Annotated in this window: 12 protein-coding genes and 2 pseudogenes; 10 read left to right on the top strand and 4 right to left on the bottom strand. The window is 35.4% G+C overall.

The genetic code is table 11. The features are described from left to right. Positions 1–78: 78 nt before the first annotated feature. The gene (locus MSHOH_RS18705) at positions 79–5,046 is read right to left on the bottom strand and encodes a PKD domain-containing protein (protein ID WP_052730933.1); all 4,968 of its coding nucleotides are present in this window, start codon (positions 5,044–5,046) and stop codon (positions 79–81) included. A 523-nt stretch (positions 5,047–5,569) separates the two neighbouring features. Between MSHOH_RS18705 and MSHOH_RS18700 the strand changes: the two genes are divergently transcribed. Then, the gene (locus tag MSHOH_RS18700) at positions 5,570–5,815 is read left to right on the top strand and encodes a transposase (RefSeq protein ID WP_048141953.1); all 246 of its coding nucleotides are present in this window, start codon (positions 5,570–5,572) and stop codon (positions 5,813–5,815) included. 191 nt (positions 5,816–6,006) lie between these two features. Here MSHOH_RS18700 and MSHOH_RS24090 read toward each other — a convergent pair whose 3' ends face one another. Further along, positions 6,007–6,165 (bottom strand): hypothetical protein, encoded by a 159-nt coding sequence (locus MSHOH_RS24090; protein ID WP_158024239.1) that lies wholly within the window; start codon positions 6,163–6,165, stop codon positions 6,007–6,009. 39 nt (positions 6,166–6,204) lie between these two features. Here MSHOH_RS24090 and MSHOH_RS18695 point away from each other — a divergent pair, with 39 nt between their 5' ends. From MSHOH_RS18695 to MSHOH_RS18655, 9 genes and pseudogenes are all read left to right on the top strand, one after another. Beyond that, positions 6,205–7,296, top strand: coding sequence for an acyltransferase family protein (locus MSHOH_RS18695; protein ID WP_048141951.1), 1,092 nt, complete (start codon positions 6,205–6,207; stop codon positions 7,294–7,296). 19 nt (positions 7,297–7,315) lie between these two features. Then, positions 7,316–8,272 (top strand): dTDP-glucose 4,6-dehydratase, encoded by a 957-nt coding sequence (rfbB, locus tag MSHOH_RS18690; protein ID WP_048141949.1) that lies wholly within the window; start codon positions 7,316–7,318, stop codon positions 8,270–8,272. Next, positions 8,245–9,054, top strand: a complete 810-nt coding sequence (gene rfbD / locus MSHOH_RS18685; RefSeq protein ID WP_048141941.1) for a dTDP-4-dehydrorhamnose reductase — start codon at positions 8,245–8,247, stop codon at positions 9,052–9,054. Before rfbB ends, rfbD begins: the two co-directional genes overlap by 28 nt. After that, positions 9,051–9,770, top strand: coding sequence for a sugar phosphate nucleotidyltransferase (locus MSHOH_RS18680; protein ID WP_048141940.1), 720 nt, complete (start codon positions 9,051–9,053; stop codon positions 9,768–9,770). Before rfbD ends, MSHOH_RS18680 begins: the two co-directional genes overlap by 4 nt. Positions 9,771–9,783: 13 nt before the next feature. Further along, a complete protein-coding gene (locus MSHOH_RS18675) occupies positions 9,784–11,229 on the top strand; it encodes a flippase (RefSeq protein WP_048141937.1) in 1,446 nt (481 codons plus the stop codon). 15 nt (positions 11,230–11,244) lie between these two features. Then, positions 11,245–13,059, top strand: a complete 1,815-nt coding sequence (locus tag MSHOH_RS22405; RefSeq protein ID WP_052730932.1) for a class I SAM-dependent methyltransferase — start codon at positions 11,245–11,247, stop codon at positions 13,057–13,059. Between the two features lie 8 nt (positions 13,060–13,067). After that, a complete protein-coding gene (locus MSHOH_RS18665) occupies positions 13,068–13,973 on the top strand; it encodes a glycosyltransferase family 2 protein (protein ID WP_052730931.1) in 906 nt (301 codons plus the stop codon). Between the two features lie 430 nt (positions 13,974–14,403). Then, on the top strand, positions 14,404–16,182 hold the full coding sequence (locus tag MSHOH_RS18660; RefSeq protein WP_048141936.1) for a glycosyltransferase family 39 protein: 1,779 nt from the start codon (positions 14,404–14,406) through the stop codon (positions 16,180–16,182). Between the two features lie 88 nt (positions 16,183–16,270). Continuing rightward, positions 16,271–17,304 (top strand): annotated as a pseudogene (locus tag MSHOH_RS18655) (IS630 family transposase). Between the two features lie 74 nt (positions 17,305–17,378). Here MSHOH_RS18655 and MSHOH_RS23225 read toward each other — a convergent pair. Then, a pseudogene (locus MSHOH_RS23225) lies at positions 17,379–18,435 on the bottom strand (transposase). 400 nt (positions 18,436–18,835) lie between these two features. Next, positions 18,836–19,933, bottom strand: a complete 1,098-nt coding sequence (locus tag MSHOH_RS18640) for a heparan-alpha-glucosaminide N-acetyltransferase domain-containing protein (RefSeq protein ID WP_158024238.1) — start codon at positions 19,931–19,933, stop codon at positions 18,836–18,838. Positions 19,934–19,974 lie beyond the last annotated feature (41 nt).

The following is a 19,974-nucleotide window of genomic DNA, read 5'->3' as shown; positions in this document are numbered from 1 at the left end:
GGTATGATGGTGCACCAAATTTAAGTTGCTAAAACACTAGTATAGACTTCTACAAAGCTGTTTTTTCGACATAAAGATTTACTTACTAACTGCGATATATTTAGATCTGCTTTCAGTACTAATGCTTCCCGAATTATTTACCGTTAAACTAACAGTATATTGTCCTATCTTATTGTATACGTGTACAGGATTCTTTTCTGTTGAAGAATTTCCATCTCCAAAAGTCCATTTCCATGAAGTTGGCAACCCTGTGCTCTGGTCAGTAAAACTGACACTAAGCGGTGCAGATCCTGAAGTTGGAGATGCAGAAAAAGCAGCGACAAGGGGGTCTGAAACAGCAATATAGCTGGATTTTGTTAACGTGTTACTGCCTTTTGCATTGCTTGCTGTCAATGTAACAGAATAAAGTCCTGTTTTATTGTATATGTGTACAGGATTTTCATCTGTTGAAGTATTCCCGTCTCCGAAAGTCCATTTCCATGAAGTTGGCGACCCTGTACTCTGGTCAGTAAACTGAACGGTAAGAGGCATGCTTCCTGAAGTAGGGGATGCAGAGAAATTGGTAACAGGAGTGTTCAAAAAACTTGAGACAGCAATATAGCTGGATTTTGTTAACGTGTTGCTGCCGTTTGCATTACTGGTTGTCAATGTAACAGAATAAAGTCCTGTTTTATTGTATATGTGTACAGGATTTCCATCTGTTGAAGTATTCCCGTCTCCGAAAGTCCATTTCCATGAAGTTGGCGACCCTGTACTCTGGTCAGTAAACTGAACTTTCAAAGGTGCTTTTCCTGAAGTTGAGGATGCAGAAAAATTGGTAATAGGAGTGTTTAAAACACTTGAGACAGCAATGTAGCCGGATTTTGTCAGCGTGTCACTGCCGTTTGCATTATCTGCTGTCAATGTAATAGAGTATAGGCCTGATTTATTGTAGGTATGTACAGGATTCTTTTCTGTTGAAGTGTTTCCGTCTCCGAAAGTCCATTTCCATGAAGTTGGAGACCCCATGCTCTGGTCAGTGAAAACAACAGTAAGAGGCATGCTTCCTGAAGTAGAGGATGCAAAGTAATTGGTAACAGGAGTGTTTAAAACACTTGAGACAGCAATGTAGCCGGATTTTGTCAGCGTGTTACTGCCGTTTTCATTGCTTGTGGTCAATGTGACAGAATATAGGCCTGATTTATTGTATGTGTGCACAGGATTCTTTTCTGTCGATGTGTTTCTATCTCCAAAAGTCCATTTCCATGAAGCTGGAGACCCTGTACTCTGGTCAGTAAACTGAACGGTAAGAGGCGTGTTTCCTGAAGTCGGAGTTGCAAAAAAGTCGGTGACAGGGACAATAGAGCCTGGATTCGACGTCACATTATCGCTTTCAGAAGTTACATTTATATAACTGGATTTTTGCACAGCATTACTGCCTCCCTCATTAGTTGTTGTCAAAGCAACAGAATAAAGTCCTGTTTTATTGTATATGTGTACAGGATTTTCATCTGTTGAAGTATTCCCGTCTCCGAAAGTCCATTTCCATGAAGTTGGCGACCCTGTGCTCTGGTCAGTAAACTGAATGGTAAGAGGCATGCTTCCTGAAGTAGGGGATGCAGAGAAATTGGTAACAGGAGCAGCTAAAACACTTGAGACAGCAATGGTTTTAGTCAACACATTACTGCTTTTTGCATTGCTTGATGTCAATGTGACAGAGTATAGGCCTGATTTATTATACGTGTATAGAGGATTCTTTTCTGTTGAAGTGTTTCCGTCTCCAAAAGTCCATTTCCGTGAAGTTGGAGATCCTGTGCTCTGGTCAGTAAACTGAACGGTAAGAGGCATGCTTCCTGAAGTAGGGAATGCAGAGAAATTGGTAACAGGAGTGTTCAAAACACTTGAGACAGCAATATAGCCGGTTTTAGTCAACGTATTACTGCCTTTTGCATTACTTGCTGTCAATGTGACAGAATATAGGCCTGATTTATTGTATATGTGTACAGGATTTTTATCGGTTGAAATGTTTCCATCTCCGAAAGCCCATTTCCATTCAGTTGGAGATCCTTTGACCTGGCTTGTAAAATTAACAGTAAGAGGGGCCTTTCCTGAAGTGGGAGATGCAGAAAAGCTGACGACAGGACTATCTACAACATTTAAGGCAGTAATGTGGCTGGATTTTGTTAACGTATTACTGCCATCTGCATTACTCACTGTTAGCGTAACAGAGTACAATCCTGCTTTGCTGTATGTGTGTACAGGGTTCTTCCCGGTTGAATAGGTACCATCTCCAAAAGTCCATTTCCTTGAGGTTGGAGATCCTGTGCTCTGGTCAGTGAAACTAACGGTAAGAGGCGCGTTTCCTGAAACTGGAGATGCAGAGAAAGCAGCAACAGGGGCTTCAAAACCGTTTGAAACAGTAATATAACCTGATTTTGTTACTGTACTCTTGTTCCCAGTTTCGTTTAATGTCAAAGTAACAGAATATTTTCCTGATTTTCTATATATATGAACAGGATTCTTTTCCGTTGAATAAGCCCCATCTCCAAAAGTCCAGTTCCATAACGTTGGAGATCCTGTGCTCTGGTCAGCAAAACTAACACTAAGCGGTGCTTTTCCTGAAGTTCGGGCTGCAGAAAATATTGGCTGTGCCAGAACAGTTACTGTGGCAAATTTCGAATCGGTACCGTTTGTATTGCTTACCTTAAGCCTTACTTTGTAATTCCCTGCTACGGGGTAAGTATATTCCGGATTCTGCTGTGTTGAATTGGATCCGTCTCCAAAGTTCCAGTTCCACTCATCTACATTCTTCGAGAGATCTATAAACTGGACAGAAAGAGGAGCATAACCGGATCTGAGGTTGCTGCTGAAGTTTGCAGCAGGAAGTACTGGTTGTGCCGGGAGAGGACTTATAAACTGGCCGAAAGCGATAGGATTGGACCCTGCACGTACAGTGGCTGTAATCTTATTTGTTGCTGTGTCAATTATAGAGACGCTTTCGCTGCCATAGTTTGCCACGTATACATTTGTTCCATCCGGCGTGACTGCAATTCCGTAAGGACTTTTTCCGACATTCACAGTCGCTGTAACAGTATTTGTGGCTGTATCAATCACGGAGACCTTGCTACTGCCTTCATTCGCCACATATACTTTTGTTCCATCCGGGCTGACTGCAACTCCCATAGGCCATTCTTCTACAGGGATTGTGGCTGTAACAGTGTTTGAACTCGTGTCTATTACAGAAATAGCGCTATTTTCGCAATTCGTCACATATAGTTTTGTTCCTTCCTGGTTTACTGTAACTCCACAAGGGCCGGATCCAACTTTCACAGTCGCTATAACAGCGTTGGTTGCAGTGTCAATTACAGAAATATCGTTGCTATGACGGTTCGTCACATATAGTTTTGTTCCATCCGGTGTGACTGCAACGCCCAGTGGATTAGATCCTACGGGCACCGTGGCTATAACCTTGTTTATAGCGGGGTCAATTACAGAGACACAGTTGATGTCGCGATTCGTCACATATAGTTTTGTTCCATCCGGTGTGACTGCAACTCCGCAAGGACTGTATTTGTATCCTACAGGCACCGTGGCTGTAACCTTGTTTATAGCGGTGTCAATTACAGAGATAGTATCAATGCTGCCGTGGTTGACATTCGTCACATATACCCTTGTTCCATCCGGGCTGACTGCAACTCCCAAAGGTTTGTTTCCTACAGACACCGTGGCTGTAACCTCGTTTATAACGGTGTCAATTACAGAAACAGTGTTGCTGTTGAAGTTTGTAATATATGCATATGAGGGTGCAGGAGAACCTATTGGTACAACATTCACTGTAGCAAGCTTTGAATCTGTGCCGTTTGAATTGCTTACTGTCAGCCTGACAGTATAGATTCCCGCTGCATAATAGGTATGCATGGGGTTCTGCTTTATTGAATTAGATCCATCTCCAAAATCCCATCTCCACTCGGTTGCATTCTTTGACAAATCTGTAAACTGCACAGGCACAGAACGGAGAACGTAATCTGACGTGATATTGTTGCTGAAATTCGCTAAAGGATAAACTGGTTGTTCCGGAATGGAACCTATAAACTGACCTAAAGCATAAGGGCCATTTCCTGTAAGCATTGTGGCTGTAACGGTGTTGGTTGCGGTGTCAATTACAGAGACAGTGTTGTAGAGGTGGATAGCTACATATACCTTTGTCCCATCCGGGCTGACTGCAATTCCCATAGGATTGGATCCTACGGGCACCGTGGCTGTAACGGTGTTGGTTGCGGTGTCAATCACAGAGACAGTGCTAACATATTCATCGTTATTCGTCACATATGCCTTTGTTCCATCTGGATTTACCGTAATTCCAAAAGGCGCTCGCCCTACCTTCACTATCTCTATAACACTGTTTGTAGCAGTGTCAATTACAGAGACGCTTCCGCTACCATAGTTCACTACGTATACCTTACTTCCGTCCGGTGTGACCGCAATTCCCACAGGATTAGATCCTACAGGCACCGTGGCTGTAACAGTATTTGTTGCCGTGTCAATTATAGAGACAGTTTTGTCGTCTTCGTTTGTCACATATACTTTTTTTCCATCAGGACTAACTGCGACGCCCTTAGGAGATTTTCCTGTATCCACTGTAGCTGTAACAGTATTTGTTGCCGTGTCAATCACAGAGACAGTGTTTTTGAGGCGGACCGCTACATATACCTTTGTCCCATCCGGGTTAATCGTAATTCCCATAGGATTGGATCCTACAGGCACCGTGGCTGTAACTTTGTTTGTAGAAGTGTCAATTATAGATATGTCATTGCTATTGGCATTTACCACGTATACCTTTGTTCCATTCGGATTAATTGCAACTCCCATAGGATTGGATCCTACAGGTATCGTAGCTGTGACTTTGTTTGTGTCTGTGTCGATTACAGAGACACTATTGCTATCCCCATTTGTAATATATGCAAATGGCGATGCGCCTGCGATACTCACCAGTATTAAAAATTCAAGTGCCGTTATCAATAAAATTTTTTTGTAAATCTGTCTTTTACATATTTTATCACATTTCATTCATTTTAGGCCTCAGTATATGGATCACTAAATTTATATGGGATTTTGAAAAACCTCGAGTTTGACTGGTTTTATATAAAGGGAATATAGCAGTTCATTGAAGTGGGAGGTTTTTTCGAGTTAGGTTAGTCACTTCAACCAAACGCAGCTGTAAAATGATTAGTTATGGAAGACTTCGTAAGTTTGTAAATAATATTATAATGTATCATTTAAGAACTTTTCCTTCATGAGCCTATATGACTATAAAAAACAATATTTTTCTCTATATATTTAGGTTATATATAATCAGATTTTTATATATACAATGCCGGTTAAGCGTTAGGAAATTACTCTTGTATGTGCATTTTTTAATAATCTAAACATTAGCGTATCTATGCCTACTCGTTCCCCACCTACTGTTGTAGAGGGGTTTTCTAATAAAAAATCAAGAGTTCACTGGAAAGCCTGCGGTGAATATAGTAAGCAACTTTCTGGAAAAGGTCTTGATGTTGTAATAATAAAGTTTTAAAAAACAGAACATATGATGGCAAACAAAAATAGGATTATTGAAAGTAAGTCTTGTTGTAATATTACGGTGAAGAGGAAAATTATCAGACATATCACAAATATCCAGAAGGATATTTCAGACGCAAAAGACACTGCAAAATTATGTAGAGTAAGATGGGATATAGAGCTGCTTTTCAAGGAATTAAAAAGCAAATACGCACCTGGTGTTCTGGATATAAACATACGCCGTTGCTTGCAGTGGAGTGCGCCAGCACAACTTTGATTGTGTTTGATTTTATGCATCGAGTGTGTAGATCCTTATTGGAAAAACCCTCATGAAAGCTTTACTATTACAGCAAAAATAAGACTATTAATTGCGAGAAATTAATAAGAAAAAGCAAGATTGATAAAGGATAAACAGTAATCGAACAGTTTAAATAATTGGAGAATGTATTTCATTAGAAATTGATACAGTTATAAAATTGTCGTACAGTTTAAGAGGTAATCACATAGGGCAAAGCAGACGAACATGATAAAACCAACAATAGTTTTGCCCATGGTTTTTCCGTCCTGAACGAAGCTGCTGTTTCCTGAAGAAGCTGCTGTTTTTGCTTCAAGTGCAACGAGTACCATCACCCTGAAGCCGAAAAGGTGGCACAAGAGAGATTAATTATGAAAATTGACTATATAAATAGGAATCAAAATAATTTTGATTTATTAAGACTTATTGCTGCATCATTAGTAATATTTTCACATTCATATGTTCTTTCATTAGGAAATCACGAGAAAGAACCATTTTATTTATTGACGCAGAGCATGACATTTGGGAGATTAAGTGTATGCATATTTTTTATGATCAGCGGATACCTAATAACCAAAAGTTGGAATAAAAACCCGAATATATTTTCATATTTTTGGAAAAGAATTTTAAGGATTTATCCAGGATTGATAGTTTCGATTTTATTTTCAACTTTCGTTATCGGGCCTCTTGTTTCATCTTTAGATCCATTAGAATATTTCAAGAATATAGATATCCCAAACGTACTAATATATATGGCTACATTACGCCAGAAATATTTACCCGGAGTTTTTAGTCAAAATATATATCCAAATTCAGTAAACGGATCACTATGGACATTAATTGGAGAAACAACAATGTACATAGTGACAGCTGTTATTGGCTTATTAGGAATATTTAAGAAAAAATGGTTCTTGCTCATATTTATTTTAGCAGAAATTATATTATATAACATCGGAATCCATCATTTTAACGAAAACGAAATCAGATGCATGTATATAATATTCAATGTGAACAATGTGACATATTACTTAATCGGAGCATGCTACTATTTATATGGAGATAAAATCCAATATAGAAAAGATATATTTATTTTTGCATTGATATTGTGGATAATTTCATTTGGTACAGAATTTTTCGAAATTGTCTCATATATTTCTATACCGTATATCGTTTTCCATCTTGCATTTATACCCACAAAATATCTGAAAACGCTTACAGAAAGAGGGGACTTTTCCTACGGATTATACATATATGCATTCCCAATACAACAAACACTTGTCCATTTGTTCCAAAATAATATCACATCATTAAAATTATTTGTTTTTTCCTATCCAATAACTTTTCTCTTTGCATTCCTTTCATGGAATCTTGTCGAAAAGAGAGCGCTCCAATTAAAAAATATTTCGTATCTTTTTGCTTTATCATCTACTCAAAAACTAAATCGAAAACATAAAGGTGACTAAAAACACAAAGGTGACTAAGTTGAAACTATTGGTTACAGGCGGCTGTGGATTCATAGGCAGCAGTTTCATCCGCTATATGCTGGAAAAATATCCAGATTATCATATTGTAAACCTTGACAAACTGACCTACGCCGGAAACCCTGCTAACCTCAAAGACCTAGAAGATAACCAGAATTATGCTTTTGTTAAGGGCGATATCTGTGACCCTGTTATCGTGAATGAAGTAATGAAAAAAGTAGATCAGGTTGTCCATTTTGCAGCCGAAAGTCACGTTGACCGTTCAATTGAAGATGGCTCAGTTTTCGTAAGGACAAATGTGCTAGGTACAAACATTCTTCTCCAGAGTGCCCTTGCAAATAACATCAAAAAGTTTATCCATATTTCAACTGATGAGGTATACGGCAGTACTGCGGAAGGTTCTTTTACAGAAAAAGATAACCTGAACCCTTCAAGTCCTTACTCTTCAAGCAAGGCCGGTTCGGATCTTCTTGCAATGTCCTACCATACAACCTATGGACTGCCTGTTTGCATAACCAGATGTACAAACAACTTCGGTCCTTACCAGTATCCTGAAAAGTTGATTCCTTTTTTCATCAGCAGATTAATGGAAGGAAAGAAAGTTCCAGTGTACGGTGCAGGCCTGAATATCCGGGACTGGATATATGTTGAAGACCACTGCTCTGCAGTAGACTTTGTTCTCCACAACGGAAGCAGCGGTGAAATCTACAATATAGACGGTGGAAACGAGCTTACAAACCTTGAAATCACATACCGCCTTCTAAAAATGCTTGGTAAAAACGAAGCTTCAATTGAATATGTTGAAGACAGAAAAGGTCACGACTTCCGGTACTCCCTTGACGGCAGCAAACTGGAAAAAATGGGCTGGACACCAAAATATGATTTTGATACTGCCCTTGAGCAAACAGTCAGGTGGTATGTTGAAAACAGATGGTGGTGGGAGCCATTAAAACACTGATCATCGGTGCCAGCGGAATGCTTGGATCAGATCTTTGCAAAGTTTTTCCTGACGCTATCAAATTAGCACATAAAAACCTCGACATCACAGACAGAGAGCAGGTTATTGAATCGGTTTTAAAAACAAAACCTGACATTGTCATAAACGCAGCTGCCTACACAAATGTGGACGGTTGTGAAGATAATCAGGAACTTGCTTTTCAGGTCAACGGATCTGGACCTGGATACATTGCAGAAGCCTGTTCTATTGTTGGAGCTAAACTTGTCCATTTCAGCACTGACTACGTTTTTGACGGTTCTAAAAAAGAACATATGGAATCTGATGTCCCAAGTCCGATTAATGTATACGGAGACTCAAAACTTCTCGGTGAAAAGAAAATTATTGAGAACATCAATGATTACAGGATTGTAAGAATTTCCTGGCTTTTTGGAATTCATGGGGAAAATTTCGTTGAAACTATGCTGAGATCATCCGGAGAAATGGATACTGTAAAAGTGGTCAATGACCAGTTCGGCAAACCAACCTATACAATGGACCTTGCCTGCAAAATAAGAGAAATAATTGACCTTAACCCAAGAATTTATCATATTACAAACGATGGAATCTGTTCATGGTATGAGTTTGCTTTTTCTATTATCGATAATGTGACTCCCTGTACCAGTGAAGAATTCCCGAGAAAAGCAAAAAGACCAAAATATTCTGTCCTTGTGAATACTAAAACTGAACCTATGAGACACTGGAGAGAAGCACTTAAAGCCTATTTGCAGGAGAGAAATATATGAAAGGAGTTATACTTGCAGGCGGTACAGGCAGCAGACTGTATCCTCTAACCAAAGTTACTAACAAACATCTCTTACCAGTATACAATAAACCAATGATTTACTACCCAATGGAGACTCTAATTAACGGCGGGATAAAAGACATCATGATCGTATCTGGCAAAGGACATGCAGGACATTTTCTTGAACTCTTAGGTTCCGGGGTAGATTACGGAGTTCATTTCACTTATGAAATTCAAGAAAAAGCCGGAGGTATTGCCCAGGCGCTTAGTTTAGCCGAAGATTTTGTTGATGGAGACAATGTAACTGTTATTCTTGGAGATAACATATTTCAGGACAACATAAAAGAGGATGTTGCAAACTTCAACGATGGTGCGAAAATCTTCTTAAAAGAAGTGCCTGATGCTCACAGGTTTGGAGTGGCGGAACTTAAGGGTGAGAAGGTAATAAGCATCGAAGAAAAACCAAAAGTGCCAAAAACCAATTTTGCAGTCACGGGCCTTTACATTTATGATTCCAATGTTTTTGGTACAGTTAAAACGCTCAAGCCTTCAGGAAGAGGAGAACTTGAGATTACAGATGTAAATAACTATTACATAAGCAAAGGGATGATGGAGTACGGAATGCTGGAGGGATTTTGGAGTGATGCGGGTACATTTGAAAGTTTATTGAAGGCGAGTATGATAGTGAGAAACAGTAGGAAAAATGACAACTATTGAGGAGTAGTCTCTTTTGGATACTGTTCAAAGAATTGCAAAAAATATGTTTTCTTTATTTGGCGCACAGATAATTTGCTTAGGGCTTGGTTTTTTTTATACAATGTATATGGCTCGATATCTTGGAGCTGAAAGCTTTGGGATTTTGAGTTTTGCATTAGCTACTACAGCTATATTTGGTGTTTTTACTGACATAGGAATGACAACATTAACTACAAAAGAAGTGTCTAAAAATGAGTTATTATCTGAGAAATACCTTTCAAATATTCTTTTAATGAAAATTATACTATCAATTATTACATTCATTTTTATTATACCATCACTAAACTTAATTGGATGTTCAAAACAGACAGAGTTCATTGTGTATATTATTTTTTTGTCTGTAATTTTTAATTCGTTTTCTAACACTTTTTATTCTATTTTCCAAGCATACGAAAAAATGGAATATCAGTCATTAGGCCAAGGCTTAAACAGCACTTTAATGTATTCTGGAATACTGCTTGCTATAAGTCAAAGATTTGATGTCATACATTTTTCGATGATATATCTTTTAGTAAGTATTATTGTATTCATGACGAATTTTGGAATTTGTTTAAGAAAATTTGTTAGACTTCACATAGAAATTGATTCCACTTTTATTAAAAAAACCTTGAAAGAATCACTTCCATTTGGCATTTCAAGTATATTTATTGTAATATACTACTACATAGATTCCGTAATGCTCTCGATAATGATTTCAAACGGTGATGAGGTAGTGGGCTGGTATAATGCAGCTTATAGGATGGTACTTATTTTATTAATCATTCCGAGTATGTACACAACAGCAATGTTTCCGATAATGTCAAAATTACACAAAACATCGGAAAATACCTTGAAATTTGTTTTAGAAAAATCCTTAAAATATATATTGATTTTATGTATACCAATTGTAACAGGGACGATCTTATTATCGGATAGAATTATTTTGTTAACTTTCGGTATTGAGTATTCTCAATCTATAATTATCCTTAAAATTTTAGTTTGGTCATTTCTTTTTGCGTCCATTGGTGGGATTTTTGGATACTTATTGAATTCTATCAATAAACAGGGAACACTTACAAAAATAGTAGGAATAGGAGCCATTTTAAACATTGTACTAAATCTAATATTTATCCCTGAATACAGTTATGTAGGCGCAAGCCTCGCTACTGACTTCACTAGATTGATTGTCATATATATGGAATTCATTGTTCTTTCAAAAATTGGATATCATCTACAAAATAAAATTTTACTTAATATTTTGTTTAAATCAGTGGCTTCAAGTTTAATTATGGGCATACTTGTCATTTTCATGCATAATGTAAACTTCATATTAACAATTTTTGTGTCTATGACATCATACATAATTACATTATATGTATTATGTGCATTTGATAAAGAAGATTTGAGATTATTTAGAAGTTTATATGTTAGTGCTAATTAAAGGAGACAAGGTATTATGAAATGTAAAGATGAAAATATTAAAATTTCTTTATCTGAATTTCAATATGACGAAAAATTACAGCTTTTTAGATTGCCTGAAGAAGTCAGGAATTTTGAACAAGAATACAATTATTCGGATGGAAATGTTGAAAAATATATATTATCAGCTATAAAAAGAACCAATGACCTAAGTGACGGTTCTGAAGAACTTATGCGACTAGCAAAAGATTGGCCATCTTATTACCACTTAGGAATTGGCAGGTCAAATGTGCTAAAATGTTTAGATTTGAAATCTCAAATTAAAGTCTTAGAACTTGGCTCCGGGTGTGGAGCTATAACGAGATATTTAGGAGAAAATTTTAAATCTGTTGATTGTGTGGAGGGCAGTCTTTTACGTGCAGAAATTACTCGAGAAAGATGTAGAGATTTAAATAATGTAAAAGTCTTTTGCTCGGATATTAACAAAATAAAATTTGAACAGAATTATGACATGGTCACTCTGATAGGAGTGTTAGAATACTCTCCAGTCTATGCTTTATGTGATAATAAAGAAGATCCTTTTATTTCTTTTCTCAAATTAGCTAAATCTGCTCTTAAACCAGATGGAATCCTAATTATCGCAATTGAAAACAAAATAGGAATCAAATATTGGAGCGGTTGCCAGGAGGATCATACTGAAAAAATTTATGATAGCATTCACGGATATCCTATAGAAAACACTCCTAAAACATTTTCTAAAGCGGAAATAAACGACCTCTTGAGTAAAGTCGGATTTAAAGACATAGATTTTTACTATCAGTTCCCGGACTATAAATTTGCCACTGATATTTTCAGTAATGTTGGAGATGATAGAAAACAATATTTACATAACTGGATCAGTATCCCGTTTTCAGCATATAATACTCAAAGGAAAAATACTTTTCATGAGGGGCTTGCATTAAAAACACTTTCGGAAGCTGGTTTATTAAGGGAATTCTCAAATTCATTCTTAATTATCGCTGGAAACAAATCATACATATGTAACAAACCAGATTGGGTTGCTAAAAAGTTTAGTTTAAATCGTAGTTATCAGTACCAATGTGTAACAATATTGAAACAAAATCCTGAAAAATATATCAGCAAAAAAAGATTGAACGGGGAAATTGATAAAAAGAAAGTTGGAACTTTGAAAGTCGGCGACATACATTTACAAGTTACACATCAAGTTTACGATTCTCCATGGTATGATGGTGATTCGTTAGTTTTTGATATATATAAAGCACAACATATAAAGGAATTTAAAAGTGAGATTTTAAAAGTTATGAGAGAATATTATCAAGAATTAATCAATAGATATCACCATGGTGATAAGGATGCAGAAGGGTATCCACTCTTAGATGGTTGTTCTATTGACATAATATTAAAAAACATGATAAGAAACAAGGAAAATAAATTACTTCCAATAGATATAGAATGGTGCGTTGAAGGAAATATTCCTGCTGATTTTGTTGTTTATAGATGTATTCTTGACATATCCAACATAGCAAGTATAAGAATTAAAAATAGAGATAAATTCACAATGGAGTTACTTAAAAATTTATTCCCACAATATGGAAAGTCCAGGCACAATAAAAACAAGAAAACGGAAGATGAATTTCAAAACCTCACTTCAAATGGAGCAAATAGATCTAAGGTAACTTCTCTTGATATCCTTTCATTAGTTCATCATAATTTTGCGAAGCAACTAATTATAAAAGTTTGGTATATGTTGCCAAATAATCTTCAATCTATATCGAGAAACACGTTAAATAGGGTCTGGTTAAAAATATTCTATTCATTTTCAAGAGATTGAGGAATCTTATGTCCATACCCAAAGTAACCATCATTACTCTTAACTGGAACGGCAAGAAAGATACAATAGAATGCCTTGAATCATTGAAGCAGGTAACCTACCCAAACTATGAGATATTGCTGGTAGACAATGGCTCGACTGATGGTTCAGCAGAATTATTCAGAGAACACTATCCAGGAATTAAAATTGTTGAGAATGAAAAGAACTTGGGATTTACCGGAGGGTGCAATATAGGAATAAAAAAAGCAATATCCGATGGTGCTGACTACATTCTCCTCCTGAACAACGATGTGGCAGTTGAACCTGACTTTCTTGATGAATTGATATCCGTGGCAAAGAAAAATGAAAATATTGGAATCCTTGGAACTAAGATCAATTATTATGATGCTACTGACCAAATATGGGCTGCTGGTGGCTTCATTAATTACTGGATATGTCTCGTTGCATACCATGGGATGGATAAACGGGATACAGAAAAATATAGCCGTGAGAAAGATGTCGATTTTGTATCAGGTTGTGCTATGTTAATAAAAGCCGGTTTATTTCAAAAAATCGGCTTACTGGATGAGAGATATTTTGCTTATTTTGAAGATGTCGATATATGCTTGATGGCAAAAAAGAATGGGTGTGGTATACGGTATGTACCATCTGCAAAAATATATCATAAAGTATCCAGAACAAGTGGTGGTGCGTTATCTCCCTTTTCCCTATATTACAATACGCGGAACAAGTTATTATTCTTAAGAAAGCACTTTCATATGCCACAACTGCTAACTGCATTTATTGTTATCATGGCTGTTTTTGGGATTCGTACATTGTATTTGTTGATTTTTAGAAGAGACATTAGAGCATGCAGTATGATATTTAAAGGGATTGAGGATGCTTTTATTGGACGCTTTGGGGCACAGATATAAATGAAATTTCTCTCAGGAGGCATGGGTAATAGATACTACTACACTTATGAAAATGATATCAACAATACTTAAAAACAACATATAGTCTACAAAAGCTGGACCGTTTTTTTTCCAGAAATAAACTAAATAGCTAATGATATTTTTTATTTCATAATATAAAACTGACTTTCCGCAAATGTTCTCAAAAAAACAACAATTTTCCTGCTGTCGGTTTTGGAGAATTTCTCAAAAATCTCCTGTTATCATCTCAACTGAAGTTCTGGAAAATCGAGTTGAAAGTTTTCATGAAGGTAAAAATGTCGAAAATTGTAGGACATTTTAAAAATTTTTTCTTCTCACATCATATGCAGTTACCAGAAAAAACAACAACGGAAAAAATTGTGATAATTGTAAGGACATCTGCGGAAAGTCAGATAAAAGTTGGCTGAATATGAAACCCGAAAAAATATTATATTGCACAGCTTTAATATGTTTTCTTGTAGGGACTGCAGGTATTTTAATTTCATCTCATAGTACCACAAGTACATACTCTCAATTGACATTTATAATCTCGTCACTACTTTTGGGACTTTCGCCATCGCTATTTATTTTCAGCCCTACTTCACAAAATAAAAATGAAAATCTTATCATAGCATCATTGCTGTTTTTAGTCGCAATAATCAAAGTCCTGGGCCTTCACATTAAATATGGTTTATATCTGGGATGCGACTCTGTTGCGGAATTTGGCGTAATTAAATCTTTGTTTCTTCAACCGACTTTTGAACTTACTTCAAATGCTCTTACAGAGTTCCCACTTTCATATATATCTGTTTATATGATATCAACAATAACAAATGTAAATCCAATAGCCGAGTCTTGGAATTTTACCCACCTATTTTCCCATGCATTGACAGTCATATTTCTCTATCTGTTAATAAAGAATATATTTGACAGGGACATTGCAGTAATCTCATGCATTGCATACATGTATAATCCCGCAGTTTCGATCTACAGTCTCTCAATGACAAGAGAAAATTATGGAACATTATTTTTAGTTACATCCATTTATATCATGCAGATCCAAGCAAAAAGGAATCGTCCTTCAGGAGTGCTTGTCTACATTATAATTTGTACAGCCTTGATATTTTCACACTATACAACCTCCTATTTTAATCTGCTGACACTGTCGTTACTATTTTTAACCGGATTTATTTTACATTTTTCGAAGACGAAAAATAAGGACTCAAAAAAATACAGAAATTTTTATGTTCTGTTTTTTTCCGCGGTCCTTTTTTTGTGGATATTCGATCTAACTTATCATCACCAGGGGGATATCCGTATTGCGGATCACATGTTAAGAGGCATTACCGATTTATTTAAATCAAAGGAAATGGAAATCTCGTCGAGCAGTGAAACTACGAAAATTCTTTCCGATTTCTCTTTTGTGCAGACACTATATAAGTTGCAGGCTTTTTATATAGCTATTGGGAGTTTCTATCTGCTTGCTCAGATACGTAATTTATCGGGATACCAGCGTATTTTTGCGGTTGTGGCATTCTTTGATGTATGCCTCATAGCCCTGAGCTCCGTTGTCCCTTCTCTTGCTAATTCGCTGTCTCCTACAAGAATCATGAGGTTTGGGATTATTCTGGGATGCATTCCTGTAGGATATATTAGTGTTCGAATGAAATCAAAAGTTGAGCCAGATAAACAAAAAATGAATAAAATTATTGCTTTAATGGTAATTGTCCTTCTTTTTATATATCCGATAAGCCAGTGGATTGCAACAGAGTATATGGCGTTCACACCCGAGCCTTATCCATCCGAGCTACGAAGTGAAATGTACAATATCAGAAGTACGCACGAGATAAACACACTTGATCGAATAGATAGAAATTTACCGGATAACTCTACGTTGGCACTGGAAATGCAGTTAGCAGGAGCAAGAGTTTTTTCATTATCTAGGTCAAGAAACGCACACTCAATTGAACTTAATGACAAAATACTATTCGAAAAAGAAAGTGATAATTATACATCGAATACCTTTATTTTTATGAGGAAGTCCCTATATGAAGAGAGGCAATTTGTAGATTACCCTGAAAATTGGCATTCAGCTACTTCATTTTTGAAAACACTGAATGATACAGAATTCATAAATTTAAATGAAAAGATTAAAGATAATTATCTCGTCTACAATGAAGGTGCATATAAACTTCTAAAACTCAAATAAATGGATAAAAAGCTTTTCTAAGAATGTCAAACAGAGAATTATAGTATCCAACGCAACTTATTACACATATTAAAGCCTATATTCACTTATGGTAGGGAAGAAACAAATTCCTACTGATCAAAAGGTAACTCTTGATGAGATAAACTCTCTAATAAAACATGAGAACAATTCAAGAGTGCTAAAAAGTCTCTATTTCATCAAGTTCAGGCTTTCGGGAGATTCTGTAGAAGAAGCTACTACTAAAGTTGGAGTAACTAAGAAAACAGGATATTACTGGCAAGAAAAATGGAATAAAGGCGACTATACCGCCTTAACACCAAATTTTGGAGGAGGAAGAAAGTCAAAACTTACAGATGAGCAAATAAAAGAGTTAAGAGCTTTGTTGGAAAATAAAGTTTACTGGACTACAAGAGAAGTTATGGAGCTAATAAAGGAAAAATATGGTATAGAGTACTCACAAAAACAAATAGGAGTTATACTGCATAGTTTTAACATGTATCACTCAAAGCCATATACTTTTGACTACAGAAGACCTGAAAACGCAGAAGAAATTTTAAAAAAGTTAGCCGAAGCAGTTCCAAAATATATTGATCCAAACAAGCAATATATTATCGGTTTTCTAGATGAATCTTCACCACAGAAAAAGGCAAATACGCAACGATTGTGGTTATTTAAAAAACCTTTGATGATAAAAAACACAGATTACATAAAAGCAAATGCATTCGCATTTTATTCTATCAACGGTAATAATTTCATAGATTTTATGGAGCTTTCAAAAGCAGAAAACGTTTGTGAGTTTCTGGAAAAAATTGTGGAACACAATCAAAAGAAAAGAATAATTCTGGTTCTGGATAATTCAAAATCACGTCATGCTGATAAAACGATAAAGAAAGCAAGAGAACTAAAAAACACTTGTGTTCCTTCCTCCTTATTCACCAGACTTAAATCCGGTTGAATTTGTATGGAAAACGATAAAGAGAGAATTATCTGTCGTTTATTCAATCAAAAGAACAGATGAAAAATATAATCAGAAACGAGTTTTACAGAATATCAGCATCATTATCGTTTGCAAAGAAATGGATGGAAACACTCTATCCACAAATTAAAAATGTACTTTATTGAGTTGAAGACTATAATTTGAACTTTCATGTATAACTCAGATGATTCCTTAACACAATTATATAGTGCTATTTTTCTTAACTCTCAGCAAAGTTTTGCAATCCCTTTTTATCGCTAACAAAGAAAGCTATAACTACCTCTGTCAAAAATACCGCCAAAGAGCAATATTTTTTTACAGAACGCATCGCATATCTATGTAAGTTCTCCATATTGCATGCTTTCTTAGTTACTTTAAACACATCTTCTATTAGAGACCTAATAGGTCTAAAGTCCTCCCCAATTTTCGATCAATGATTTCAATTTTACAACCAGTTTCTTGTAAAGCTCCTTTTCTTCTTTTGTATTTCTTCTTGAATCAAATATATTCAGAGGATAGCTTAGCATATTGAAAATTTGTTAAAATTACAATTAATCTTTAGAAAAATAACAGAAACTATTTTGTATTTTGCTATTTCTATCACATAATTTTCATATGAGTAATAACCTCTATCGAAATAAAGTACGTCTCCTGCTCTTATTTTCTTCCTTCTACTTACTTCTTCAAGAATCTGTGGATAAACTGTGTATTCACTAACGTTTGCTTCATTAATGACGAAAGCTAACGGTTTTAAGCTTGGATATTCTAGGACAAGACTTAGTTTCATCCCTATGAAATAACCTCTATGCTTAGAGTGACCCCATTTAAAATCTCGATCTTTTAGCATCTTTTGGCTAATTTTCCTCTTAAATCAGTTAAATCGAGATTAATGTCTGTACTATCAGTTATTGTTTGGCTTGTACCTCTTTTACGACGAGAACAAATGTTGTTAAGCACTCCAATAGCAAAGTTGATAAACTGATCTAGATCAAAGCTACTCATGATGCTATAAACTTCATCTTCAGAAGGTACTGACTTGATTCTCATAAATTTCCTTAATTTTCTCTTTTTGTTCAATTCTCTGACTACATAGGAAATTTCAAGGCAAAAATACATGCTCAAGATGACGATTTTCAAGGCAGGTACCGATTTTTCAAGAGGTAGCATCCTGTATTGTGCAAGATTTGCTTGGTAGATCGTAAATCAAAAACGTTTAATATCTCTGAAAGCAATTTCCATTTATGATCTCCGTTTATCGGGATAAGCGGAGGCTTCACAAACAAACACTAGAGGAGGATTATCAATCCTCCTCAATAAGTTTTACAGTTTTTTACAAGATAAAAATGAATTTAAAATAAAAACGAAAGGTATTTTTTAAGGAGTATCGATTAAACACTTGTTTTATGAATAAAGCATCAATATGCTTTTCAATCTCAAGTCGTTTTTTTAGATCCTAAAAATCTAGTGACTTTTGCATTTTTCGATTGAAATATTGAATTTGCAGGAAGAATCTGTTCTTCAATCAAACTCAATATTTGGTATCAAAAGACTTCAGTAGAGAGGACGTATTCAAAGGATTATAACCAATTACAAAATTAGTGATTTTTAATTTTACGTTCATTACTTAATTTTGGTACTGAGTCGTACAGCAGCCAAAGATAATACTAGGAGAACCTTTTAGGGGAATCTTTTGGGAAATCTTTTGGCGACCAATTTTATCAAAATTTGTGATCCTACCCTGATAAACCATTCAAACCCAAAAATATAATTATAGTTTCTCCAGTTTTCTTCTGTACAGGATAGAATTATGATGAGAAGTAAAAGTATGATTATGTTCAGAGTTAAAGAGCTAAAATATTCTAAGAAAATTGTACCACCAAAGAAAACTTTAGAAACATAAATACTAAAAAATAAAATTGGAAAATGAATGTAATAACTGGTAAAACAAATTTTTCCTATATTTTCAAACAAATTAAAAAAGCTATGATAAAAATGTCTCCGATCTATGAAAATAATCATCAGGGCGAATATAATAAAACAAAAGCTAGATATAAATAAAAACATCGGAAATTGATCGCGAGCAGATAATAGAAAATCCATCTTTAAGATTTTCATGATCAATAAACTTGAAATCAAAAATAAAAGTGAAAATCCAAGTAAGGTTTCATCTTTGAAAGATCTACTGTACAACTCGTAAAAAATACGCCCGCATAGAAAATACCCTACCCAAGGGAAAAATGCGTAAATATCATTAATCAGAAAGTAAAACACATTTTGATAAAAATTACTAATTATGAAAGCCGAGGTGAATGTAAAAATTACAAAGAAAACTTTTGATTTCAAATTATTGGGGATAATTGCCCCTAAAACATATCCCGCTCCAATAACTTGGAACACACCCCAATGGAAAACTTGAATTGAATAATGTTGTACATATGGAAGCTGAACAAATGGGATTGTAAAAAGGACACTGATTATGATGTATGGAACTAAGGGAAGCACATATATCAGAAAACCTCTAGATAATACTTCAATGTACAAATATTTTTTTTCAGTTGATTTCCGCTTTCTAGATAATAAAAATAAGTCGTAACTCAACCCTGAAATAATCAAAAAAAAAGGCGCAGCCAAAATATTTGACCATTTAGATGCCCATTCTACGGATATAGGGATATGAGCCTCAATCATTAGTAGTAATGCTAATCCTCTAAGTATATCAACTGAAGGAATTCGTAAGCTTGATTTATTGTTTGAGTTAAAGATATTTTGAGACATAGACATAACACCTTATAATTACGAAACAAAACTCACATATT

The sequence above is a fragment of the Methanosarcina horonobensis HB-1 = JCM 15518 genome, from assembly GCF_000970285.1.
Lineage (GTDB): Archaea > Halobacteriota > Methanosarcinia > Methanosarcinales > Methanosarcinaceae > Methanosarcina > Methanosarcina horonobensis.
Note: the sequence above shows the minus strand (reverse complement) of the source record. Positions and strands in the feature narration are given on the sequence as shown.